This window comes from Armatimonadota bacterium, assembly GCA_037138755.1.
Lineage (GTDB): Bacteria > Armatimonadota > Fimbriimonadia > Fimbriimonadales > Fimbriimonadaceae > Fimbriimonas.
Window position 1 is genome coordinate 183,218 of sequence record JBAXHT010000004.1, and the last position, 24,010, is coordinate 207,227.

Annotated in this window: 23 protein-coding genes; 16 read left to right on the forward strand and 7 right to left on the reverse strand. The window is 54.7% G+C overall.

All coding sequences use genetic code 11. The annotated features are described in order from the left end of the window. From WCK51_15305 to WCK51_15320, 4 genes are read left to right on the forward strand one after another with little or no spacing between them, the layout of a single operon-like run. Window positions 1–609: a hypothetical protein gene (locus tag WCK51_15305; protein ID MEI7578254.1), complete on the forward strand. Its 609-nt coding sequence runs from the start codon at window positions 1–3 to the stop codon at window positions 607–609. Then, on the forward strand, window positions 599–1,318 hold the full coding sequence (kdsB, locus tag WCK51_15310) for a 3-deoxy-manno-octulosonate cytidylyltransferase (GenBank protein MEI7578255.1): 720 nt from the start codon (window positions 599–601) through the stop codon (window positions 1,316–1,318). The genes WCK51_15305 and kdsB overlap by 11 nt, the downstream gene beginning before the upstream one ends. Window positions 1,319–1,377: 59 nt before the next feature. After that, complete coding sequence (locus WCK51_15315) at window positions 1,378–3,594, forward strand: bifunctional (p)ppGpp synthetase/guanosine-3',5'-bis(diphosphate) 3'-pyrophosphohydrolase (protein ID MEI7578256.1); 2,217 nt, start codon at window positions 1,378–1,380, stop codon at window positions 3,592–3,594. A gap of 15 nt (window positions 3,595–3,609) precedes the next feature. Then, window positions 3,610–4,800 carry an ABC transporter permease gene (locus tag WCK51_15320; GenBank protein ID MEI7578257.1) on the forward strand — a complete coding sequence of 397 codons (1,191 nt, stop codon included), beginning with the start codon at window positions 3,610–3,612 and terminating at the stop codon, window positions 4,798–4,800. Window positions 4,801–4,845: 45 nt separating this feature from the next. On the opposite strand, the gene WCK51_15325 is transcribed toward WCK51_15320, so the two are convergent. From WCK51_15325 to rplK, 3 genes are all read right to left on the reverse strand, one after another. Next, window positions 4,846–5,742, reverse strand: coding sequence for a M28 family peptidase (locus WCK51_15325; protein ID MEI7578258.1), 897 nt, complete (start codon window positions 5,740–5,742; stop codon window positions 4,846–4,848). After that, window positions 5,703–6,290 (reverse strand): 5'-nucleotidase, encoded by a 588-nt coding sequence (locus WCK51_15330; GenBank protein ID MEI7578259.1) that lies wholly within the window; start codon window positions 6,288–6,290, stop codon window positions 5,703–5,705. Before WCK51_15330 ends, WCK51_15325 begins: the two co-directional genes overlap by 40 nt. Window positions 6,291–6,395: 105 nt before the next feature. Then, window positions 6,396–6,821: a 50S ribosomal protein L11 gene (rplK, locus tag WCK51_15335; GenBank protein MEI7578260.1), complete on the reverse strand. Its 426-nt coding sequence runs from the start codon at window positions 6,819–6,821 to the stop codon at window positions 6,396–6,398. 274 nt (window positions 6,822–7,095) lie between these two features. Here rplK and WCK51_15340 point away from each other — a divergent pair, with 274 nt between their 5' ends. Next, a complete protein-coding gene (locus WCK51_15340) occupies window positions 7,096–7,656 on the forward strand; it encodes a hypothetical protein (GenBank protein ID MEI7578261.1) in 561 nt (186 codons plus the stop codon). Window positions 7,657–7,946: 290 nt separating this feature from the next. On the opposite strand, the gene WCK51_15345 is transcribed toward WCK51_15340, so the two are convergent. Then, window positions 7,947–8,150, reverse strand: coding sequence for a hypothetical protein (locus tag WCK51_15345; protein ID MEI7578262.1), 204 nt, complete (start codon window positions 8,148–8,150; stop codon window positions 7,947–7,949). A gap of 201 nt (window positions 8,151–8,351) precedes the next feature. Between WCK51_15345 and WCK51_15350 the strand changes: the two genes are divergently transcribed. The 4 genes from WCK51_15350 to carB are packed head-to-tail and all read left to right on the forward strand — an operon-like array spanning window position 8,352 to window position 12,243. Next, on the forward strand, window positions 8,352–9,407 hold the full coding sequence (locus tag WCK51_15350; protein ID MEI7578263.1) for a tetratricopeptide repeat protein: 1,056 nt from the start codon (window positions 8,352–8,354) through the stop codon (window positions 9,405–9,407). Window positions 9,408–9,443: 36 nt separating this feature from the next. Beyond that, window positions 9,444–10,049 (forward strand): TrmH family RNA methyltransferase, encoded by a 606-nt coding sequence (locus WCK51_15355; GenBank protein ID MEI7578264.1) that lies wholly within the window; start codon window positions 9,444–9,446, stop codon window positions 10,047–10,049. A gap of 23 nt (window positions 10,050–10,072) precedes the next feature. Continuing rightward, on the forward strand, window positions 10,073–10,567 hold the full coding sequence (locus WCK51_15360) for a hypothetical protein (protein ID MEI7578265.1): 495 nt from the start codon (window positions 10,073–10,075) through the stop codon (window positions 10,565–10,567). Between the two features lie 20 nt (window positions 10,568–10,587). Then, window positions 10,588–12,243, forward strand: coding sequence for a carbamoyl-phosphate synthase large subunit (gene carB, locus WCK51_15365; protein ID MEI7578266.1), 1,656 nt, complete (start codon window positions 10,588–10,590; stop codon window positions 12,241–12,243). On the opposite strand, the gene crtI is transcribed toward carB, so the two are convergent. After that, window positions 12,240–13,670, reverse strand: a complete 1,431-nt coding sequence (gene crtI / locus WCK51_15370; protein MEI7578267.1) for a phytoene desaturase family protein — start codon at window positions 13,668–13,670, stop codon at window positions 12,240–12,242. The genes carB and crtI overlap by 4 nt on opposite strands. A gap of 286 nt (window positions 13,671–13,956) precedes the next feature. Here crtI and WCK51_15375 point away from each other — a divergent pair, with 286 nt between their 5' ends. After that, window positions 13,957–15,843 (forward strand): hypothetical protein, encoded by a 1,887-nt coding sequence (locus WCK51_15375; protein ID MEI7578268.1) that lies wholly within the window; start codon window positions 13,957–13,959, stop codon window positions 15,841–15,843. Between the two features lie 45 nt (window positions 15,844–15,888). Beyond that, window positions 15,889–16,842, forward strand: a complete 954-nt coding sequence (locus WCK51_15380; GenBank protein ID MEI7578269.1) for a Gfo/Idh/MocA family oxidoreductase — start codon at window positions 15,889–15,891, stop codon at window positions 16,840–16,842. A 75-nt stretch (window positions 16,843–16,917) separates the two neighbouring features. Here WCK51_15380 and WCK51_15385 read toward each other — a convergent pair whose 3' ends face one another. After that, window positions 16,918–17,208: a hypothetical protein gene (locus WCK51_15385; GenBank protein ID MEI7578270.1), complete on the reverse strand. Its 291-nt coding sequence runs from the start codon at window positions 17,206–17,208 to the stop codon at window positions 16,918–16,920. Between the two features lie 117 nt (window positions 17,209–17,325). Here WCK51_15385 and WCK51_15390 point away from each other — a divergent pair, with 117 nt between their 5' ends. The 4 genes from WCK51_15390 to WCK51_15405 are packed head-to-tail and all read left to right on the forward strand — an operon-like array spanning window position 17,326 to window position 21,138. Beyond that, entirely contained in the window at window positions 17,326–17,775 is a 450-nt protein-coding gene (locus WCK51_15390; GenBank protein ID MEI7578271.1) for a GAF domain-containing protein, read from the forward strand. Further along, the gene (gene mnmG, locus WCK51_15395; protein MEI7578272.1) at window positions 17,772–19,655 is read left to right on the forward strand and encodes a tRNA uridine-5-carboxymethylaminomethyl(34) synthesis enzyme MnmG; all 1,884 of its coding nucleotides are present in this window, start codon (window positions 17,772–17,774) and stop codon (window positions 19,653–19,655) included. Before WCK51_15390 ends, mnmG begins: the two co-directional genes overlap by 4 nt. Further along, window positions 19,652–19,873, forward strand: a complete 222-nt coding sequence (locus WCK51_15400; protein ID MEI7578273.1) for a hypothetical protein — start codon at window positions 19,652–19,654, stop codon at window positions 19,871–19,873. The genes mnmG and WCK51_15400 overlap by 4 nt, the downstream gene beginning before the upstream one ends. Next, a complete protein-coding gene (locus WCK51_15405; GenBank protein MEI7578274.1) occupies window positions 19,870–21,138 on the forward strand; it encodes a folylpolyglutamate synthase/dihydrofolate synthase family protein in 1,269 nt (422 codons plus the stop codon). The genes WCK51_15400 and WCK51_15405 overlap by 4 nt, the downstream gene beginning before the upstream one ends. Here the strand turns inward: WCK51_15405 and WCK51_15410 are convergent. Next, complete coding sequence (locus WCK51_15410; GenBank protein ID MEI7578275.1) at window positions 21,110–21,385, reverse strand: hypothetical protein; 276 nt, start codon at window positions 21,383–21,385, stop codon at window positions 21,110–21,112. The two genes, WCK51_15405 and WCK51_15410, sit on opposite strands and share 29 nt — an antisense overlap. A 901-nt stretch (window positions 21,386–22,286) precedes the next feature. Between WCK51_15410 and WCK51_15415 the strand changes: the two genes are divergently transcribed. After that, on the forward strand, window positions 22,287–23,480 hold the full coding sequence (locus WCK51_15415; GenBank protein ID MEI7578276.1) for an RHS repeat-associated core domain-containing protein: 1,194 nt from the start codon (window positions 22,287–22,289) through the stop codon (window positions 23,478–23,480). The last annotated feature ends 530 nt before the right edge of the window (window positions 23,481–24,010 follow it).

Here is a 24,010-nt window from a genome sequence, read left to right on the forward strand (position 1 = left end):
ATGAGACGGTGGCTGTTGGGTGGTTTGGTCGCACTTTCGATCGCTGGATGCAGCGGAGTAGATGGTCCTGTGGCAACCGAGAAGCCCGTAAATCGCCAAGTCGCCAGTCAGATGGTGGAGTTCTTGTCGCCTTCCATCACTTGCGTGCTTAACGGTCGACGAAGGCTCTCGCTCGGCGAGCCAGCAGATCGAGCGCTGACGGTGTTTCCTCGGCCTTCCCGCGGATTTCCAATTGAAGAGGTCATCCCGGGCTTGCCTGAGGGGTTCAAGTCGGTTGGGTGGGAGTCGAATACCGACGGCTTCGGCGCGGTCATTTATGAGAACCAGATTGTTTTGCTAATGCGCCAGTTTGAGGCTCTTGACACCGAGCAGTTTGCCCAGCTTTTGGAGTCAATTCAATCTGCAAATCCTTCTTTGAAATACGAAATGCGAGTTGATAAGGGTGTCGACTATTGGTTCGCCACCGACTCGAATTCAACGCAGGTTATCTCTCGAATTGCGACGAAGTCAAAGGCCTACCAAGTGACAGTTTCATTAGGTGAAAGCCATTTGATGACGGCAATGAACTTGATTCCACCAGCGGGAGAGGTCTCGACCATTGCCAAGTAGAGTCATCGTCATCCCGGCGAGGATGGCATCCACCAGGTTTCCCGGAAAGCCGCTGATCGACCTCTGCGGAAAGCCGATGGTTCAGTGGGTTTACGAAAAAGCTATGCTCTCTGGAGCGGCTGAGAGGGTTCTGATTGCTACCCCTGACCAAGAGATCTTCGAAGCGGCAGAGGGTTTTGGCGCGGAAGCCGTGTTTACCAAGAATGACCATCCGACGGGGACTGACCGGATCGCCGAAGTTGCGCTTAAGGTTGAGGCTGATGTTTACATTAACGTGCAAGGTGACGAGCCTCTGATTGATCCGAATACGATTCGGACCGTTTCGAGTCCGTTTCAGGACCATTCTGTGCAGATGGTCTCTGCGTGGGCATCGCTTCCAGGTGAAGCGGAGTCGAATCCAGCCATCGTCAAAGTAGTTACTGATCTGAGTGGAAATGCTCTCTACTTCAGTCGCCACGGAATTCCTTTTCCTCGAACGGATAGAGCTCAGCCTCTCAAGGGCCACATCGGAATATACGGGTACCGGCGAGAAGTCCTTCTGACCTATCCAAGCTGGTCTCAAACTCCGCTTGAGCTCGCGGAAAGTCTGGAGCAGCTTCGGTTCATGGAGAACGGGGTGCGGATCAGAATGGTTGAAGTAGCCCCAAGTGGTCCCGGAATTGACACTCCGGAACAAGCAGCCGAAGTTCGCGAAATGCTCCTCAAATAACCTATACTTACCTATTCCGAAGCGACGCAACGGCGCGCTCGCTCAGGCAATAAGCCAAGATGCGCCCGCCCCTCGAGATTCCGCACGACTGGGAAGATACCGACGATCTGCATCGTCTGTTCATGAAGTTGCGCGAGACCCGCTCGGATGCGGATATCAAGAAAATCCGCTACGCTTATTTCGTCGCCGAGACGGCTCATGCCGGGCAGACCCGGAAGTCGGGTTTGCCCTACATTTTGCACCCTGTCGCAGTCGCCAAGATCCTTGTTGAACTCGGCATGGATGACAACACGATCTGTGCAGCGTTGCTTCACGACGTCGTCGAAGACTCCGAGATGTCGTTGGATCAGATGCGCGATCTATTTGGCGAAGAAGTCGCGCATCTGATCGACGGAGTCACTAAACTTGCTCTTAAACCGCTGGAGAACGCAACGATCCGCCAGCGAAAGGCGGCTGAAACGACGCGTACTGCCGAGACACTTCGGAAAATGCTCCTTGCGATGGCAAAGGACTTCCGAGTCATGGTCATCAAGCTCGCTGACCGCCTTCACAACATGCAGACTCTCGACGCAATGGAACCGGCAAAGCAGGTTCGCATCGCAGCCGAAACTCTAGACATTTATGCACCTCTAGCGGCAAGGCTCGGAATTTGGCAGATGAAGTGGCAGCTCGAAGACCTGAGCTTCAAGTACCTCCACCCAGCTGAGTATGAGGACATCACGGCAAAGGTCAACCGCAGCCGAAACGAACGGCTTGGAGACATCGAACAGGCCATCGTCCTGATCAAGGAGCGAATGCAAGAGCGCGGGATCAAGGTCGCTGAGATTCGAGGGCGACCGAAGCACCTCTATTCGATCTACAACAAGATCATCAAACAGGGAGTGGATTTCGAGGAAATCTATGACCTGCTCGCAATCCGGATCATTCTGGAAGAAGTTTCGGACTGCTACATCGTTCTTGGAATCGTCCACGAGATGTTCATCCCGATGATGTCGTTGTTTTACGACTACATCGGAAACCCGAAGCCAAACGGCTATCAAAGCCTTCACACCAAGGTGCTCGGACCCAGCGGGACGCCGCTAGAAATCCAAATTCGAACGACCCGCATGCACGAAATCGCCGAGTTCGGCGTTGCTGCTCACTGGACGTACAAAGAGGGCGAGCAAGCTGAGAAGGAAGTTGCCACCTTTTCGAACCTCCGACAACAACTCTTCGACTGGTCGAGTGATGCTCGGCTATCCTCTGACTTCCTTCGATCACTTTCAACTGATCTCTTTGCAGAGCAGGTATTTGTATTCACACCAGGCGGAGATGTTATCGACATGCCAGTCGGATCAACGCCGGTTGACTTCGCATTCCGCGTTCACACCCAGATCGGAATGACGCTGGTCGGGGCAAAGATCAACGGCGCCATCGCTCCGCTTTCAACCAAGCTTCAAAACGGCGACGTGGTAGAGATCGTCAACCGCTCCAACGCAACACCGTCGCTCGACTGGCTAGAGTTCGTTCGCTCCGCGCACGCTCGCAGCAAGCTGAAAGCCTACTTCCGCAAGCAGAGCCGCGAGCAGGATGCAGCCAGGGGAAGGGAGGCTTTGGTCTCCGAACTCAAGGCCCTCGGTCTTGAACCAAAGAAGTACGTGGGAGACGACAAGCTCGAAAAGCTCGCTAGAGAGTTTGACTCAACCGAAAACGGGCAAGACCTTCTCGCCAAAATCGGGAGCGGACTGCTTACCGTCCAAAAGGTCGTCAGCAAGATCCGTGGAGAAGTCGCCGCCGCACCAACCGGTGACCGAATCGAGGTTTCCAAGACTCGCGAAGGCCGGCTCCAGCTTCATGCGGCAGGCATGAAGGATGTTCTTCTCGCGAGAGCAAAGTGCTGCGCGCCTATTCCGGGAGACGAGATCGTCGGATACGTCTCGCGTGGGCGCGGAATCATGATCCATCGCCGCTACTGCCCGCACGCGATGAAGATGGAGGAGACAGAACCAGAGCGCCTGCTACGTTTTCACTGGCCAGCGGACGGCGCGGTGTACAGCGTCTCGATTAAGGTCGTCGCGATCAACCGACAGGGACTCTTGATGGAGGTCTCGACGATCTTTGGCGAGTCCAAAACCAACGTCTCGGCAGCAAACATCCGAACCTCGTCGAACAATACCGCCGAGATTGAGGCGACAATTGAGGTGACCGACACGAGTCAGCTTGCGACCGTCATGGCGAAAATCGCCAACTTTAGCGATGTGATATCGGTGCTTCGCATCAATACCCGGCTTCGCTGATGCGTAGGATAACCGTTGAACGAGATTATCGAAGCCCTTACCAACATGCGCGAGAACCTGCGCCGGACGGTTCTCACCTCCAGCGGAGTGATGGCAGCAACGATTGCCGTAGTTCTCCTAGCCAGCATCGCAATTGGCGTTCGCAAGGACTTCACTGAGCAAGTTCAAGACCTCGGAGTGAATACCCTCATTGTTATTCCCGGAAAGCTGAGCGGGGGGATGAACTTCAATCTTGGCGGAGCCTCGTACTTGAAGTATTCCGATGCCGTGCGAGTCTCAAAGGTCAAAGGTGTTCAGAGTGTTGGAGCTTGGACCTTTGTGGGCGGCGGAGCAACATATGAGGGGAACGAAGCGGCAAGTTTCCTGGTCGCGACTACGCCGACTTGGTTCCAGATGAAGAAGTTCGATCTTGAGTCGGGTCGATTGCTGACCAAAAGTGACGACCAAAGGGATGTCGTCGTCATCGGCTCAATTGCTAAACAGGGTCTCTTCGGTGACAAAGCTGCCCTCGGCAAGAAGATCAAGATTAACGGTCGCTTCTTCGAAGTAGTCGGGATCACGAAGGACGACACCAAAGACGACTCGCTGATGTCGATGGGGAGCTTCCAAAACCTGATCTACATCCCGTTTACCGGGTTACACAAGCGGGTTCCGACTTCACAAACCGATCGACTGTTGATCCAGCTAGACTCCAAAGTCGAGCCCGAGCAGCTTCTCGGGACGTTGAAGGCAGAACTACGGAAGACGCTTGACGAGGAGCAGTTCGACATCCTGACCCAAAAGGACTTGCTCAAAGTCGTTTACAAGTTCACCGATATCCTGCAGTGGCTCTTGGTTGGCTTGACGGGGATCGCGCTTTTTGTGGGAGGAATCGGCATTCTCAATGTGATGATGCTCTCCGTCGGAGAGCGGACTTCGGAGATTGGAATTCGCAAAGCTATGGGAGCAACTCACGGTTCGATCTTCCGGCAGTTCCTAGCAGAGAGTATCGGCATATGCTTGCTCGGTTCTCTCGTTGGTTTGCTGTTCAGTGGTTTCTGTTGCGTGCTCCTGGCGAACTACTCACCAATCAATCCGATTGTCACCTGGCAAACCGTCTTCGGCACTCTTGGAGCGTCATTTGTGACCGGAGTCCTGAGCGGCATTGCACCGTCAATGAAGGCAGCCAAAAAGGATCCTGTGAAAGCGATCCAGAATCTGGGGTAGCAGAGTTCAGTTCTTAGTTTGCGGTTCTCGACCGCAAACCGAAATCTACTTAGGTTTCCACGCTGGAGTCAGCCGGCACCAAGTTTCGAGCAACTTTCCGACTTTGCCCAGAGAGTCAGCGGAGCATTTGTCGGGGGTGTCTTCAAGCGTGTGCCAGTGCTCGTAGTCGAAGTCGATCAGATCCACGGTTGGGATTCCGGCGGCGTTCATTGAGAGGTGATCGTCAAGAATCTCCGGACCATATTCCATCGGGAAAGTCTTCTCAAGCCCGACCTTTTTCGCGTGACGGTAGAGGGCGACAGTTACCTTTTGAGCTTTCTTATAGCTGTTTGGCTCAACAGGAACCTTGAGATCCTTGTCGCCGATCATGTCAAGCAGGATTCCGTAGTCCGGTTTGGGCGACTTGACATTGTTTGAGTAGTGAACAGCTCCCAGGAACATCTCGCTGAGCTCGGGGCCAAGATCTTCGCCGTCGAAAAAGGCATAGCATATCCCGATATCCTCGGGCAAAGTCTTGTTGAGCCGCATCAGCTCAAGTAGGACCGCCACCCCAGAAGCTCCGTCGTTTGCTCCGGGAATCGGCTTCGCCGCACGCTGCCGATCATACTCCTGGTCGGCCGAAGGTCGCGTATCCCAGTGGGCCGAGAGGACAACTCGGACCTTGGCTTTGTCCCAGTTATGAAATGCGAGCACGTTCCACATTTCGACGTCCTTGTTCGTCTTGGTCCAGCGGTGCTGGAAAGGCTGAAGTTCAGCACGAGCGCAGTACTTCTTCGACTCCTCAAGAATCATGTCTCGACACTTGAGATGTGCTTCGGAACCCGGTGTGCGAGGGCCGAGGGCACACTGCTTGGTCAACCAGTTCCAAGAGCGGGCCTGGTCAAACGTCTCGGGAGTTTGGGTTAGAGCGACGTAGCCGAGAAGGAGGGATTGGATAACCATCGGAATGCCTGAGAGTTTACGCCTTTTCCGCGTACGACCTCTCCAATGGTTGGACGAACAATCCGGCTAGGAGTTTTGAATTCCCAGATGTTGTTGTAGCCGAACCCACCTTTGGCGAGGCTGGCTGGCATTGCGACTTTGTACTTCTTGTCTGCCTCTAGCGGCTGGCTGAAGGCACCGATTGTCACACTTGAAATTCGGCTGCCAATCGGCTTACTTGGATCAAAAGTGATCTTTGCTTCGCTGATCTGCAAAAAGCTACTGAACGGAGAAGGGAAGAAGCTGACGCTCTTCTCAAAGGCTTCTTTCAGCTGCTTGCCGGTGAGCTCAACTTGCCAAAGCTCGTCGGTTTCGTATCCCAAGCACTTCGCCAGGTCTTTTGTCTCTCCGGAATCCTTGATCAGACCTTCAACGATGAACGCGAGATCGGTCCCTGCTTCGCGGTTCAGATGGTCAGCAACAGATTGCCCCACTGCTGAATCCGCAGCCATGCCTGCCGCCGCTAGGGCAACAACGCAAAGGGCGATCAGACTTCGGGCTGATTTCATTCCGCTACTACTTGACGTTTCTCTACAAGATGTGTTCCATAAAACACGGAAGCCGAACCCGGAAGGTTCCGGATTCGGCTTCATTGCCTAAAGTTTGAAGGTTTTTTAGCCTTCGACGCGGACGCCCATCGAGCGTGCCGAGCCTGCGATGATGTTCATCGCCATTTCTTCGTCGTCGGTGTTGAGGTCAGCCATTTTGAGCTTTGCGACTTCGCGAAGCTTTTCTTTGCTGATGACGCCAGCCTTGTCGGTCTTCGGGTTTGCAGCACCCTTGTCGAGGCCGATTGCTCGCTTGATGAGGTCGGTTGCCAGAGGCTGCTTGACCACGAAGCTGTACGAGCGATCCTCGTAGACAGTGATTTCGACGGGGAGGACGAAGCCCATTTGCGGAGCGGTTTGCTCGTTGAACTTCTTCAAGAACTCCATCATGTTGATACCGGCTTGTCCCAGTGCAGGTCCAACGGGGGGCGACGGGGTTCCCTTACCCGCCGGAATATTCAGTTTGATATTGCTTGTGATTTTCTTCGGCATGGATTCACCTTTCAGGTGTTCGCGGCGTAGCAAGGGAAGCGTTTGCTTTGTCGCGAGAGAGAATTATACCTCAGGTATGATTCGATGCCTCGAGATATCATGTCACTTGACACGAGATCCCGAGGTATCAAAGCCATCGTTCGGTGCGAGAGTGTCCTGACCCAACGCCGATCTCCAAAATTCAATGAATAGCCGACGGTCTTTCAGGATGTTTAGCGAACGAAGGCCCCATGACCGCAACCCAACCCGGAGGTGATTCGTTGAATCTAATGAGATGACAACGACACTCCTTGCTTATGCCATTCTGACGTCAAGCCAAGTGGGAGCGACCACGACGATTGCCTTCATCCCGGGCCTGAACCTCTCCGGTGAAAAGAACAAGGACCTGATGCAGCGACAGTCTGAGAAGGTTGCAAAGTTCCTTTCTCGTGAGTTCACGAAAAAGGGCTACCAAGTGGTTCCAGAAGCTTCGGTACTCGAAGCGATCAAAGCCCTGAAAATTGATCTAACCGACGAAGAAGAGTATCGAAAAGCAAACTTCTTTGCGTTAGCCAAAGAAGTCAAAGCTGACTACATCTATGTGCCGGTCATCGTGAACTCTGAGCAGAAGCAGCAAGATCGCGACCTCTACACCGACCGAGAGGGCCGAACCGATGTCAAAGCCTGGTTTCTTGATGTGAAGGAAGAGAAGGCGGTGTTCAGCGGAAAACTGTTCATTGGCCGTTCTGGCGGTCTGCGAATCACACTCCGACCCAGTGACCGTCAGGTCCAGGCGGCGGAGAATGCCGTGAGCGAGTCACTCAAGGAAGCCTGGAAGGCGATCGGCGTTCGGTAGCGGGTAACTCAACGGATGTGCCCCATCGAACGGGCAAATACGCGTAGAGTTAAGGATCGGCAAGTGCGACACCAGCATAGAAATTCGCCATTTCAGGTTGAGCGTGAGAAGTTCACAATTTGATCTTCAACCAGCGCAGAATTGGCCAGTGCATCCCGGCATACGGTCGTTCGCGCAAAAAAAGTGGGACGCGAACCCTCCATTCGCGTCCCGAAAACACTAACCCCTTTCGTTGTTAAGTCTTATCTTGTTTTTCTAACCCTCCGGTGTAGCGGCCGGAAAGCTGGTTTTTAGGCGGCTTCGTCCTGAACTTGGACGTCCGTGGCTTGTTCGGCACTACTCATATCCCAGTTGTCGCAGTCCAACCTTCGGCAGTAGATCATTCTCTGCTTTCCGGCGGTAGCGGTCTCGACATCCGCGATTTGTGCGAATCTGCATTGCAGGCACATTTCTGGTTCGAGCAGTCTGACAACCTTCATATTTCGTCGTGACATCCGTATCACCCCGGCTTCCTTGGTTCGCTTCCGTGCGCCCTTAGTCAGCTCACCCAGCAATTTCCCTACCTGGCATTAATCTGGCACGGTAGGTTTGCTGGGTTTGGGGTTTCGCAGTTTCGCAGTTTCGCAGAAGGGGAGAATTGGCGTCATCCTATTTTTAGTAGCAAAATCGTTGTTGCAGGGGTTACGATAATCCGGATGGATACGATTGGCGAGGCAAATCTTCAGCAACTTTTGCAGGCGAAGGAGTATGCGTCGCTGGTGGAGGTTACTCAGGCTTGGGCATCAGATTCGAGCGGGGTGTCGGCTAAGTATCAGGGGCTGGGAATGCTTGGGATGGGGAATCATCAGGCGGCGGTAGGGCCGCTTCAGATGGCTTCGCAGGTGTTTCCTCAGGATCAGGTTGTGCTGTTTGCGTATGGGCGCGCGCTGATGCTTGATGGGCGACTTGAGGAAGCGAAGGCGGGCTTTGAGGGGTTGATTGCGTTGAATCCTACTCATCCCGGAGCGCTTCAGGCGATTCTGCAGCTTTGCGTGACTTTGGCAAATCGTGATGAGGCTGGCGACCCGATGGCGGCGGTGACCTGGCTTTATCGGGCTTGGGAGTTGAAGCGGGACGATTTGTCTTTATCGGCTCGGATTTTGGAGATTTATGTTCGGAACGGGTGGTCGCAGGGGGCTCTGGACTTTGTGGCGATGCTGAGCCCTGGTGTGCAGAATCAGCCAAAGATTCGGCAACTTCGACAGCAGATTCACCAACCGGTGGCGGCTCCGGCTCCTTCTGCGCCGGCGTTTGAAACGTGTCCGTTTTGCAAGCAGCAGGTGATTATTGGGGCGACGACTTGTCCGCACTGCAAGATGCAGATTCGGGCATCGGCGTTTAGTGGGGGTTCTTACAAACCGGAGTGGCAGGGCGTTGCCTTGAACGTCATCTGTATCTTGATCATCCTGCTTAACGTTGTGAACATGATCATGGTGATGTCGGATGTGAAGACGGTGAGCAAGGGTCCGGGTTTGGGAACGGGGTCGCTTGGGGTGGGTTGGAATCTGCTTATTCTGTTCCGGGTTGAGTGGGCGATGTCGATCGCTAAGGTTTGGTACATCGTGATGGCGATGCTGAATGGGTGCTGTGGCGCGATGGCGCTTGGGTTGATGGGGTCTGCGGATGGGGCTCCGATTCTTGCGGTGATCGTCTTGTTTAGCTGTGGACTGAATGCGTTTATGGCTTACCTTGTGAGTTACGAGGATGCTTAGTAGAATGGCGCGGTGCGTTTGTGCAACGATTGTCGCATGAGGATCAACTACCGCGAACGTGTCCGCCGGATGCGGGCTTTGAATTCTTGGGCTTGGACTTCGGCTGATGGTTCGCTTCGAGAGGGTTATCACGAGCGGCCTCGGGTGCCGATTGAGTTGGTGGTTTGCCCTTTGGGGAAGGAGGTGAACCACGGGGGGATCTTGCGGCTGGCGGAGGCTTTTATGCTGGAGCGGGTCACGTTCTCTAAGGAGTCTGATGAGGCGGAGGATTTTTCGGGGCATCGGGGGGCGGATCAGTGGCAGCCTTGGGGTTGGGCGGATGAGTTTGAGGCGGTGGCCTCGGCTAAGGCAGCGGGGCGGCAGTGTGTGGCCTTGACCCTTAATGAGCGGGCGGTGGCGTTTGATGCTTTTGACTATAAATGGCCTTGCACTTTGGTCGTCGGGTCGGAGATGATGGGGCTTCCTTCATCGCTGGTTGAAATGTGTGATGGGGCGGTGGCGATTCCGATGTTTGGGGTGATGGCTTCGTTGAACGTGGCTACGGCGACGGGGATTGTTGTTCAGCACATCGCTCGGTGCTATGCGGACGAGGTGGGATTTCAGCCTTTGCGCGAAGAGTCGGCGCGGTTGTTGACTTCTTAATTCGGACGGCGTATCATCGGGTCATGATTGTTGCCTCACTCCTCGTCGCATTTGCTGATTTTTCTGAGTTGAAGCGTTTGACTCAGGGACATGCTTCGGTGATTGAGGAGACTCGAACCTCCAGAGTTGTGCGGTCGATGAGGATCGGGAATGCGGATGACCAGAAGGTCGTGTTTCTTCAAGAGACGAAGACTACTCCGAAATCCGACCCAAAGGCGGCGGACTACATAACCGAACGACTTGAAGAGTATTTGGCTGGGAAGTGGAGCGATTTGGATCGGTGCGCTTTGGACGCTCGGACGAAGCGATTTGTCTTGTTTTTCAAGACGGGATCGCTAGAGTGCGATAGTCAGAAGACGACAAAGCGGGGTTCGGAGGCCGAGGTGAAATCTCCTCGTACGGTGACTCGACGGTCGGACGTGATTCTGCGGTTTCGGTCGGAAGCCAACATGAATGAATGGAAGGCGGAGTTTGCTTCGCAGATTCGGACGATTCGACCGGACTTAGTGGTTCCATAGAGCGGTAAACTGCTCCTTTAATGGCTGAAACAGTTCTCGTCCTTGGCTCCGGGCCGATTCGCATTGGACAGGGAATTGAATTTGACTATTCGTGCGTCCACTGCGTTTGGACTTTGCGAGATATGGGTTACAAGGCGATCCTTGTTAACAACAACCCCGAGACGGTATCAACTGACTTTGATACTTCGAACGGTTTGTATTTTGAGCCGGTGACGCTTGAGGATGTTCTCGACGTGATAGCTCATGAGAAGCCTATCGGCGTGGTTTGCCAGTTTGGGGGGCAGACGGCAATCAACTTGGCCGAGGGGCTTGAAGGGCGCGGGCAGAAGGTTTTGGGGACTTCTCCGGAGGCGATTGCGGCGGCGGAGGATCGGGAGCAGTTTGATGCTTTGCTGGAGAAACTCGGCGTGAAGCGACCGCAGGGCCGGGCGGTTCGCTCGCTGGCGGAGGCTCGGGAAGTGGTCGCGGAGGTTGGGTATCCGGTGCTGGTTCGGCCTTCGTTTGTTCTGGGCGGGCGGGCGATGGAAATTGTTTTCTCGGAGTCTCAGCTTGAGGGTTTCTATAACGAGGCGGAGGCGGCGAATCCTGGTCAGCCGGTTTTGGTAGATAAATACTTGCTCGGAAAGGAAGCTGAAGTAGATCTGATTTCGGACGGAACCGACGTTTTGGTTCCCGGCATTATGGAGCACATTGAGCGCGCCGGGGTGCACAGCGGCGACTCGATGGCGATCTATCCTCCGGTTTCATTGTCGCAGTCTGAGATTGATCAGATGGTGCGAATCGGAATTGGGGTGGCTCGCGAGCTAGGCGCTCGGGGCTTGGTGAATATTCAGTTTGTCATCGTCGATGGCGAGGCTTACGTTCTCGAGGTGAACCCACGCGGATCGCGAACAGTGCCGTTTTTGAGCAAGGTGACCGGAATTCCGATGGTCGATGTCGCAACTCGCTGTATGATGGGTGAGTCGCTAGCTTCGATGGGATACTCGACTGGTTTGTGGTCGTTGGGGACTGATGGTCGGGCTTACTCTGGTGAGAAAGCTGCGAAATGGGCCCCGATCTTCCAAGGCGGCGTTGTGGACACTGCCCCAGCGGGGCCGTCGTCGGTTTATGCGGTGAAGGCGCCCGTCTTCTCGTTCCAGAAGCTGCGCAAGGTGGAGCCGATGCTTGGGCCAGAGATGAAGTCGACCGGCGAGATTCTGGGGGTTGACTCGACTTATGAGGCCGCGCTTTACAAGGCGTTCGTTGCGGCGGGGGTGAATTTTAAAGGCGACGGAGCGGTTTGTTTGACAGTTCGGGATCAGGATAAGGATCAGGCGGTGGATATTGGCCGACGGTTGCTGGCTAACGGTCGGCGAGTTGTGGCTACGCCGGGAACGGCTTCTTACCTGGCTTCGCACGGGGTGGATTGTGAGGTGGTTCAGAAGATTCAAGCAGGTTCACCGAATCTGTTGGAGCTGATTCAGTCGGGAGGAGTTTCGATGATGCTGAACACGGCCTCGTTGACGGAAACGAGTGAGAGCGAGGCGGCGCGGATCCGGCGCGCGTGTATCGAGACGGGGGTGCCTTGTGTGACTTCGATTGATACGGCGTCGGCGCTGGTTCGGGCATTGGAGATTTACGATGATCCTAGTCAGAGCACTTGTAAGCGGCTGGATGAGTATTTCGTGCTTGCCTAAACCAACGCCGCCGCAAATCTTCCGCTGAGGGTGACCATGGGGAGGCCAGCTCCGGGTTGGACTGAGCCGCCAACATAGAGAAGGTTTTTGAACTCCGGGTCCTGGTTGGACCAGGGGAACATTCCGAAGAGGCGGTGCTTCTCGTCTGCGCCGTACAGCGATCCCCGGAAGTTTCCATGCTCACGCTCGAAGTAGACCGGGGTTTGGATTCTCTGCATCTCAATCTCAGAGGGGTCGAGAATAACTCCGCCCTGGGCCATGACATCGAGCGTTCTCTGGACGCATTCGTTCGTTATGGCGGGCCAGTCCAAGTGATCTTCATTTGCTGGAGATGTGATGACGGCGAAGAGATTTGAGCAGCCAACGGGAGCAACGGATTGATCGGTATCCGAAGTGTTGTTGACATACACGATTGGAGCATAAGGGAAGACTCGTTCTTCGTAGAGTTCTTCGAAACCGGCTTCGAAGTTGTCCGGTACGAAAAGGGTGTGATGTTTTAGCTCGGGAAACTGACGGCGGACACCCATGTGGACGGTGAAGTAGGAATAGCTTGGTTTTGAGGGGAGTTCTCGGCCAAGCCAGCTTTGGGTTTGGACTCGGTCGCGATTGCAAATGAAGACTTGACCGGCGATTTTTTCACCGGTTGCGATCACGGCAGCTTTGATCTGGTCCGAAGAGGAGTCGAAACCGACGACTTGGGATTCGGTTCTGATTTCGACGCCAAGTTCGACAGCGAGTTTGGAGAAGGCTTCGGGGATTGCGGCGACTCCGCCCTTCGGATACCAGACTCCGTCTTGGAGCATGAAGTAAGGAATCAGGAGGGCACCCGGGGCCTTGCTGCGGTAGCTTTGGCCGCCGTAGGAAGGAAAGCCGTAGAAGAACGCCCGGAGCAGAGGGCTTTTGAACATCCCGTCTACCAGCTCTTTGTACGTTTTTCGCACATCAAACGGAAGGGCAAACTTGATCAGCGACGGATCGGCGAGCTGCCAGGGTTTGTCGTAGGGGTGGGCGAAGACGGACCTGTCGACAAGCGGCGCGATCTTAGTGAGCTTCGACCACATCAGGGCGAACTGAGCAGAATCTTCGGGAGCGATGCGGTCGATGAGGGCTTGGGCGGCGGGGTAGCCGTCAGGGATGTCGATTGATTCGCCCTTGAACATCACCCTTGTGATTGGGTTCAGCCTTACGAATTGAAGGTAGTCGTCGGGATTTCGTCCGGCGTCTCGGAAGACCTGCTTGTAGATTTCGGTGAGGATAATGATGGAAGGACCCGGATCCAAGGTGTAGCCGGACTCATCGATTCTGCCCGCCTTTCCGCCGACGCGCCCTTGCTCTAGAATGGTGACTTCGTGACCTTTGAGGCGACATTGGATAGCGGCGCTCAGTCCGCCCAAACCTGCTCCTACGATAACAACGGACTTCCTCATCTGCCTTGTTGCCTACGAGAAAACAACAGCTTTGCTCGCGGGAATCATGTGGAAGTGTAACGTGATAGGATAATGGCGGTGTATCGTGAGTTCCTTAAAATCGTGAATGGCACGTGGGCGCAGTTTGCTTGTGTAAGGTTTGCGAAGGATCACGAGCATCGGCGGGCGGAGTGTCCATCGTTTCAGCATTGCATTTGCAGGCGACCGGACAGATACTCTCTTTCGCCGCAGTTATCATCAAAACCTCCGAGGTGAAACCCAAACTCTGCTGGCTAGTCTCAACTTCGTGCTTCGGGTTCAAATTGTCAGAGTCGTTTTTCCTTTGCTGCTTGGAATTGTTTTTGGGGTTGCTAATGGCCAGACACTCACCACACAGAAACTCGGCGGACTGACTATTGATGCGCCAGAGGTTAAGCCAAGCTCTTCGAATCCGAGCATCACAGAGCACAGGCTGACCGGAAACGGGTTCAACATCATCATCGCCGAGGACAATCTCAAGGCGAATCAATACATAGAAGGATCTGGAAAACGCTACTACTCTTCGGCGGATTTCTACGAGGCCACTTTCGTCAACAGCTTGATTCTGCCGAGTCGCTGGACAGTCGCTTTCCAGAAGAACATGCCGCTTGGAAGTTACGAGGTCCTGTACGGAACGGTTGATGGCAGGTACTGCTACAAGTTCAAGTACGGAAAGTTCTTCATCTGGATCGATACTGAACAATCGCTCAAGCAACGAGATATCGTCTGGAAAATCATATCTTCGATCAAGATCAACTCTACGGGCGAGGCACCGCTTCAGGGCGTTCCGCATCCCACTCAGCAGATCCGCACTCCCTCGGTCGTTTTTAACATCGCCGATGCACCGGAGGTAAAGGGGAACACGACTAAGGGAATTCTTATCGGAGGGGCGTTTGTCGGGTTCAGCGAAACGATCATCTCGGACTCACCGACACATTACGCGGATGCACTGAGAATTGCGCAAGCAGTTGACCCCAAGGCGAGACCTGTGAAGTACTTTGACAACGGGTTCATTCTGTTACGCGTTGCCTCTACGAATAGTTACTCGCTCCTTTGGCGGGTTGGAACGCACAACTACACTGTGGCGATTGGCGTTTCGTCGGAAGAGGAACTGAAGAAGATCATTACTTTGACCGACGCCTCAGAAGAGGAAGCGCGCGCTCCCGAATTCTTCGGCCCCGTAGGCGGACATGTGCGGCACAATAAGTCGGCCTCAGTCGAGGGTTTATCCTATCGAGTTTGGAGTCCATTCGCGTTTACGGAGGGCAAGGCTGCCTCCTTCGGGGACGTGGGAGAGCGGATGCAGACGGAAAGCGAAGAGCACCCGTTCGCCTTTTTTATCATGGATTGCGGTGACAAGTTCGCAAACAGAGCGGAAGGTGAAGCAAGCTTGTTCGATAAGAAGTATTTCTATCCTAAGCCCTGTTTCTATCCGGAGCACTTTGGTGAGTTCATTTCTGCTGGTTATCGCTGGGTTACCTTTGGTAACGGGCGACTTGCGATGCACGTTCGATCGATCGCTCGAATCAAGAACAAGGCAAGTTACTCAGGGAGTTTTCGTGTCAACGATATCATCATTCTTGCGGGTAAGAGTCCTAAGGTCATAACCATTCGAGGAAACCGCAGCGCGACCCACGCCCAGCGTGCTCAGAAGGTGCTGCGATCCTTGTCGTTTAAGAACGATGAAGGTCAATACGACTACTTGTTCAGTGACGAAACTTACGACCAACCCTTCAATTGGTACGTTGCTTACTCGGGAACGACCTTTCCCGTTTCGGATATCCCGCAGAAAGGGACAGAGCGAGACGGTGAATCGGTAAGATTTAACTCAGTTCTTGCGAGGGCCAACTTTGCGCTTACATCGCTTGGAATGGCTGCTATATCAGCGGTTGAGCAGGATCCGAGGCGTCGATCTTTGGTGGACACGGCGATGGCTGACTTCAGCACTGTCGATGGCAGTGGGACCGCAAAGCTCTCGAGCGGACGAGAGATTGGTTTTGCTTTCGGTGGAAAATCACTCATTATCGAACTGAGCGGAAGCGGAACTTTCACGATTGGGTTTTTGTTTCCTGACCAATCAAAGATCATTCCTTACATTGAAGAGCACCTTCTGAAAGGTGCCAAGAACGTAAAGGTTAGCTGGAAACCGAAGTAAGGTACTCCCTCAACTGTCTTAGCCGCAGTGCATCATAATGAATCCATGATTCGGGTTGGGTTTGTGGGGGCAGGGCGGTTGGGTCGGGTTCATGCTCGGCATTTGATGCGGCTGCCGGGGGTGTCGGTGGGGGCGTTTGATGTTGTTCCTTCGTCTTCGGAGTCGTTTGCTTCGGAGGTTGGCGGGGTTGCTTACGGGTCTTTTGAGGAGCTTTTGGAGAAGAGCGATGCGGTTGCGGTGGTGACTCCGAGCGATGTTCATGCGGATTTTGCGGTCGCTGCGCTGGAGGCTGGAAAGCATGTATTTATTGAGAAGCCGGTGACGCTGTCGGTCGAGGCGGCGGGGCCGATTTCCGTCGCGGCTTCGGCGAGACCCGAGTTGGTTTGTACTGTGGGGCAGGTTTTGCGGTGGTTCCCGATGTACAGGCGGGCCCATCAGTTGGTGAAGGCAGGCGAGATCGGGGTTCCGGCGGCGTTGCGGATGTCGCGGGGTGGTGGGCTTCCTGGCGGGGGACGGGGGTGGTTTGAGGATCACTCGAAGTCGGGCGGAGTGTTTATCGACCTCGGGGTTCACGATTACGACTTCCTTTTGTGGACGTTTGGGCCGGTTGTGGAGGTTGTGGCACGTTCGGTGGGAGCTAAGACTGGTTCCGGGGCAGATTATGGGTTGGCGACTTTGACGTTTGAGAGTGGAGCTGTCGGGCACGTTGAGTCCACGTGGATGGACGCGGAAGATCCGGGGATGTCGTTCGAATTCTGCGGTTCGGGCGGAATGCTTGAATGGAATTCGCGGACTACCGGAACTGTTCGGGGCATGGGGCGCGTTGACGGGCACTTTATGCCGGACGACGATCCGTTCTTTGGACAGATGAAAGCGTTTGTTGATGCGATCCGGGGCGAGGCTTCGGTTACGGTTTCGCTGGCTGACGGGGTCGCGGCGCTTAGGGTTGCTGAGGCGGCGTTGGAGAGTGCGCGGTCAGGGATGCGGGTCAAGGTATAGGCTTGAGTTGTTCGCGGGGGCAGGCGACACGTGCCGATTACTTCGGGATTTTCCACCTGTGAACTTGGTGGTTCGTCAGGTCTGGGCTCGCTGGCGTGCGGTCTGGTCATCTTTGTCCAGATACCAGTTGATAACCTTCACGAGAATTTTGTATGTGAGCCAGAATTGGAGGCTGTAGATTCCGAGGACGGCAATAAAACGAGGAACGGTTCCCGCTGACCCAGCGAGATCGTAGATTGGCTTTACGACTGGTTCGAAGAGCTTTCCCAGTAGTGCTTGGATTGCGGCGAAGGCAAACATCCCCGCCAGGGTTCGGAAAAACACCGCTGAGAACTCAAGCGACCAGCCACCCATTCGACGAAGCACTATCCAATGAGTATATCCAGGATCGCTTTTGCAGTCAGTTTTTCGATGTCCGGCTAGCCAGATTGTTTGCAATCGATGAATGAGAGGGAGATCTGAGCTTGCGTTCATAATAGATTGGTGGTTTCCCAAGAAGTTTCGGTGGCGATTGTCGGCGCGGTACGCGGCTCGGCGTTGACCGGCTTTGATCTGCGGCTCTTCGCGATGCAGCAGCTCGATGCTTTGGAAACCTACAACTGGAGCGGGATCTATCGGCTTGAAGGGGAGATGCTGGTTTTGGACGCCTATGTGGGGGCAGAGACGGATCATACGCACATTCCGGTCGGACGAGGTGTTTGCGGAACCGCGGTCGCGGAAGATGCTAATCAGGTGATCGAGGATGTTCGGGAGCTCACCAACTATCTGGCGTGTTCGACTCAGACCCGGTCGGAGATTGTGGTTTTGATACGTCGCAGGGACCGGGTGCTGGGGCAGATTGATATTGATGGGCATACGGTTGGGGCGTTTGATGCTTCTGACGAGACCATGTTGGAATCAATTGCCGAGATTCTTGCTGAGAGGTGGGATTGAACCGGTTTGATGTGATTGTTGTTGGGGCGGGCCATGCGGGGATCGAGGCGGCACTTGCCTCGGCTCGGTTGGGGCTCAATACGGCTTGTATCACAATGCGAAAAGATCGGATAGGGCACTTGCCTTGTAACTGTTCGATTGGTGGTCCGGCGAAGGGGCATATTGCTCGTGAGGTGGATGCGCTTGGTGGTCAGATGGGAGTCACCACCGACTACGCTCTGACCCACATCCGGCGGGTTGGGACAGGGAAGGGACCAGCGGTTCAGACATTGCGAGCCCACGTTTGTAAGGATCTTTATCCGGTTCTCATGCAAGATGTTTTCGCGAAGCAGGCGGGGCTGACGGTGATTGAGGCGGCGGTTGAGCGAGTGCTTTGGACCGACCTTGGAGCGAAGGGCGTCGAATTGACTGATGGTTCGGTTATCGAAGCACGTTCGGTTGTTTTGACAACTGGGACGTTTCTAAATGGTTTGTGTCACGAAGGGAAGAAGCAGACGGTAGCAGCTCGGCACGGCGACGCGGCGGCGGTGGGATTGTCGGCTTCGTTGGCTTCGCTGGGAGTTCGGCTCAGGCGATTCAAAACGGGGACGACGCCTCGGATTGCGCTGTCGTCGATTGATTTTTCGAAGACCGAAGTGATGGAGAGTGAGGAAGATGCCGGGGCAATGAGTTTTCTGCACGACCGTTCGTTCCCCGAACGCACATTGCTACCTTGCTGGCAGACTCACACCAACATCCGAACACACGAAGTCATTCAAAACAACCTTCAAGAGAGTGCGATGTTCAGCGGCCAGATCGAAGGAATCGGTCCACGCTACTGCCCCAGTATCGAGGATAAGATCGTTCGGTTTGCTGACAAAGACTCGCACCCTGTGTTTCTTGAGCAAGAGACATGGAATGGAGAGGACGTTTACGTTCAGGGTGTTTCGACTTCGCTTTCGGCTTGGGTTCAAGAAGAGCTTCTGAGAACGATGAAGGGGCTGGAGAATATGGTGATGCTTCGCCCTGGGTACGCGGTGGAGTACGACATGGCGGATCCGCTGCAGCTCACTCCGCAACTGATGAGCAAGCTGTGTCCCGGCTTGTTCTTGGCAGGGCAACTCAACGGCACAAGCGGCTATGAAGAAGCGGCGGGCCAGGGGATCGTTGCTGGGATCAATGCGGCGCGCTGGTCGCGAGAGGATGAGCCGGTCGAGTTCTCGCGGACGAAGAGTTTCATTGGGGTGATGGTCGATGACCTAACCACGAAGGGAGTTGAGGACCCATATCGGATGCTGACTGCGAGGGCAGAACACCGGCTTCTACTTCGCCACGATAACGCAGATGAACGATTGACGCCGCTGAGCCGGGAAGTGGGGTTATGCGACGATAAACGTTGGGAGCGATTTGAGTCGAAACAAGAGGTGATCCAGAGGGGTCTGTTTGCTTTGGAATCCAACTACGTTTCCATCGCCGATGAAGTGGTTTTTGGTGAGCTTGGACTCAACGCCTCGAAGCAAAAGACGAGCCTTTTTGATCTGATGCGTCGCCCTGAGATTGGTCTTGCGAAGGTCGAAGAGATTGCCGCGAAAATGGGTCTCGAACTGGGTATTCCCTCAACTGGCGAGGCGAGAGACCAGATTGAACTGCAGGCTCTTTATAGCGGCTACGTCGTTCAGCAGAAGCGGATGGCGGAGAAGGCGCAGAAGTTGGACGAGCTTCGGATTCCGAATGATTGGAACTACGAGTTGGTGAACAGTTTGAGCTTTGAGAGCAAGGAGAAGCTGAGTCGTATCCGACCGACAACTGTGGGTCAGGCTTCGAGGATTCCTGGAGTTCGGCCCACGGACATCGCGCTGCTGATTGGTTACTTGCGCGGAAGGGTTGGTGGGAAGGCTTGAGGGGCTGGAAGCTTTTTGGAACGCTGTACGGTTCGATGGTTGGGCTAGTCGTGCTCACTGGTATTTTTGCCAGGTATTCGCCCCAAGGGCGTCAGGTTCTCCGCCTGGTTCGACCGGGCGAGCTGGTGATGGCGGCCGGCGTGCTGGCGGTTATCGTTGGCGGATTTGTCTGGCTGAACAAGCTGATGGATGAGGAGCAAGCTCGGCGCGGGAAATGACTTACGACGAGGCGGTCGCCTATATCGCCAGCTTAGCTCCGAGGGGATGGAGGCTGGGGCTGGACCGAATGGAGGAGTTCGCTCGGCGGGCGTCGCTTTTGCCTTCAGACCAGAAGTTCATCCACGTTGCGGGGACCAACGGGAAGGGTTCTACGACGGCGATGATTCAGAGTGCTCTTGTGGAGCAGGGCTTTTCGACGGGCGCGTTTTTCAGTCCCTATGTGGTTGAGCCTAGAGAGCGGGTTCAGCTTGGGCGGGAGTACATCTCCGAGGCGGAGATGGCCGAGATTACTGGCTACTTGAAGCCGATTGGTGAGAGTTTAAGCGAGACTGAATTTGGTGGAGTTACGGAGTTTGAGTTCAAAACTGCTCTGGGGCTAGAGTGCTGGAAGCGTAATCGGTGCGAGTTTGTGGCTCTTGAGGTCGGACTCGGAGGGAGGCTTGATGCGACCAATATCATCACTCCGGCTTGTTCGGCCGTTGTCAGCATCGGGCTGGATCACGTCAGTATTCTCGGAAATACGGTCGAGGAGATTGCTTTTGAAAAGGCGGGCGTTTTGAAGCCGGGGCGGCCAGCGGTTATTGGCGAGATGGCACCGGGGCCGTTGCAGGTGACTGAGCGACAGGCCGCTGAAGTGGGGGCTTCTATTTGGCGCCTTGGTATCGAGGTGCGGTTCGAACTCTTGGCTAACGGGAAGGTTCGAGTTCAAACTCCGACTTCGGAGATTGAGCTGGAACCGAGCCTTTTCGGGGCGGTTCAGCACCATAACGCGGCGGTTGCTTACGCCTGTCTCGAACTTGCGGGAGCCGTTCGTGATCACGCAGCGGTCCAGAAGGGTTTCTCGACAGCGGCGATTCCGGGGCGGTACCAACGGCTGCAAAGTCGCGGAGCCGAGTGGGTTTTCGATGGGGCGCACAATCCGCCTTCGGCCAAGGTTTTGGCGGCGATGTTGCATCAAGATCAGAAGCAGAATCTGATTTGCATTACGGGGATGCTTCAGGGGCACGATCCGGAGGAGTTCTATCCTCGAATCGCTCCTTTCGTGAAGGAGTTCTGGGTTATTCCGGTGGACAATCCTCGTTCAATGACGCCGACCGAACTCTCGGAAACTCTGGCTCAGCTAGGACTGAAAACGAGGACGTTTGACAGCACGGTAGCCGCCATAGAGGCGGCTGGCCATGCTGAGGATACGGAGGGGTACCTCGTTTCGGGGAGTTTTTATGCGGTTGGAGAAATTATGCGGCTGCTTCGATCGGCTCGGTAGAGACGCCGGCGACTTTGACTTCTAGGACGAGGTCTCGAATCTCTGGGCGCTGACGAAGGATTTTTGTGACGAGGCCCATTTCGGCTGCCATATCATTAAAGGTGGCGTTTGGCATCGGCTTGACTTCGCCGCGCATATAGAGCACGCCGTGCATTACATATAGGTCGGAGCGAGAAATGTCTATTCCGCGCCTTGCAAACTCTGCTCGTGCGATCCGCTGTCCCCGAAAATCGTTCTGATCTACCATGACACTTCTGGTGTTCCCGATGCCTTGCTGACTGACACCTGGTAAACGGTATAGCTGGTAAGCGAAACTGGTAATCGTTCGGGCATTGTGCTTTTCGCTATTCGCGATGGGCGGTTCGCTGTGGTGGGGGAGAGAACTGCGACGCGTTTTGGTGGGGACTTAGGTTCAACGGCGTGTGATTTTCTCGATTTTGGTGGGGACAAGTGGGGACAGGGATTTGGCTCTCGGTCATGGACTCTTGGCCCTTGTAGATGAGAGAACTGCGATGCATTTTGATGGGTAGTCAGGTTCAACAAACTTTTGAAATTTGGGCAAACGGGGGGTAAGCCTGGGTAGGCGAGTGGAGGTCGGAGCTGAGCTTCGTTCATCGCATTGCTCAAGAATCAGCGGGAGCAGGTGAGATGCGTTGACTTGATTTGGATGTATCGCGCGCAGTCTGCAGAATTTGATCATCTACTTATAGGCTAGGAAATCGGGGGTTTGTCGACCTGAGATTTGAGTTGGCGCGATCATTCTGATCGCGCCGGTTCCCACCCACCACGGCCCCGTTTGGGTGGTGGTTCGGGATTGGTGGCAGGTCTGGAAGTTTGGGCTCGCTTCGCTCGGTGGAATTTTGGCGGGGCGGATCTTGGTCTTTTGGGTTGGTGGACGGGTGGTGATGGCTCGGTCGTCTCACTGCTGAGAGGTTTTGTTGGCGCTCCGGAACATCCCTCGCCTCCAGGCGCTCGTGTTTTGACTCTGGCGACATGACGCTGAGGCGAGATTACTAAGCCGGAGGTGATTCCAAGTTGGGACACTGGTAAGCAGATTCTCAGAATCCCCAAGAGGTTCCTAAGCGGGCTTACCAGTGCCACTGCTGACTACTTCTGCTTACCAAGCCCACGAACGTAGCTAGCCGTAGGTGATTCCAAGTTGGGACACTGGTAAGCAGATTCTCAGAATCCCCGAGAGGTTCCTCGACGGGCTTACCAGTGCCACTCCTGACTACTTCTGCTTACCAAGCCCACGAACGTGGCTAGCCGCTGGCTCCAAGAGCTACGGATACGATGCAGCGGGAAGAACCACGTCCGTCACGAACGGCTCATCGGTCACGAACCTCAGCTACGACTGGGAGTCCCGGCTCACCAGCCTCAGCGGAGCAACAACGGCAAGTTACGCCTACAACGGCCTCGACACCCGCGTCAGCAAGATTGAAGGCGGAGTGACGACAAACTACGTCAGAGATGGCATTGGAGTAACCGCTCCTGTCATCCGCGATACCTTCGCCTCCTACACTCCCGGCACATCCGAGAAGAGAGGCACGACCACAACCTTCCTGCACTCCGGCCTCAAGAACGCCGAGATGCAGACGGACTCAGCAAAGGCCGTCTCCGCTACCAAGCAATACGACGCCTTCGGAAACGCAGTCGCCTCTACCGGAACCTGGCAAGGAGCGTTCGGCTACGCCGGAGGTTTCGGCTACCAAGAAGACGCCAGTGGCTTAAAACTACTCGGGCACCGATATTATGATGCAAGCACCGGACGGTTCTTGACACGGGATCCCGCACAGGATGGCCGGAACTGGTACGTCTATTGTGAGAGCGCTCCACTCACAAACTATGATGATTTGGGTCTAGGAGTTGTTAGGATTGTCGCCTCTATAGCTGGCGGGCTAATCGGGGGAATTATTTCGGGAGGAAATCCAATTGGTGCCGGTGTTGGAGCGGGACTCGGAGGTGCGATCGGTAGTGCCTTGGAACAGTACTTGGAGAAAGGTGAGGTTGATGCGACGGAAGCCATAATAGATGGTGTTACTGATGGAGTTACGTCCTACGTGGGTGGAAAGCTCCTTACCGGGGTCATGGCAAAACTGATGCCTGTCGATGAGATCGCACCAGGAGTGGTAGGAGCCATTCACAACACAAACCCCGGCGCCGCTGAGGGAATCATTAAGGAAGGATTCAAAGACGGCGTAATCTATGCCTGGCCGAGGCCCGTATCAACGGTAACGAATTTCATTGTTGGAAGCGGAACAAATACCGGCGGTGAAGTCATGATTGAAGTTCCAGCTGATATGATCACCAGAAACATGTGGGGCGCAATTGTCATCAAGTAAGAGCGCGACACTTAGAAAAATCGGTCGTTTTGTGGCTATTTTGTTGCTTGTAGCGAGCACGATAACCTTAGTGTTTGCTCTCGTATCAGCTACTCAAGTCCCGGAGAATCTTGCCTCGATCGTAGCTTCATTACTGGCCTTACCGATCTTTCTCGCAGTCATCGCTGGTGCCGGCTGGGTCTATGAAAAACTGCGGACACATCTAACCGGGAAATAGTCGGGTGACAGAAGCTCGTTCGAGCAAGATCGAGGGCCAACGTAGTTGGCAGATTTTTGGATCCCTCCACAGTCGCACTGTGGAGGGTGTCTCCCAACCTCCCTTCGATCCGACATATCAGGCGCCCACCACTTGGGGAGTATCTGTACAATAGCTCCAACCGCCTCATCTCGGTGGGACTCTACAACCCGTCACCATCTACAATGATCCGGTTCGAGTCGTACACCTACAACCTTGCAAACCAAATGACGAGCAAGACGACGAGCCCCTTGCGTGGGCGGGGCAAGCAGAAGAGGATGCGACGAGCCACTTG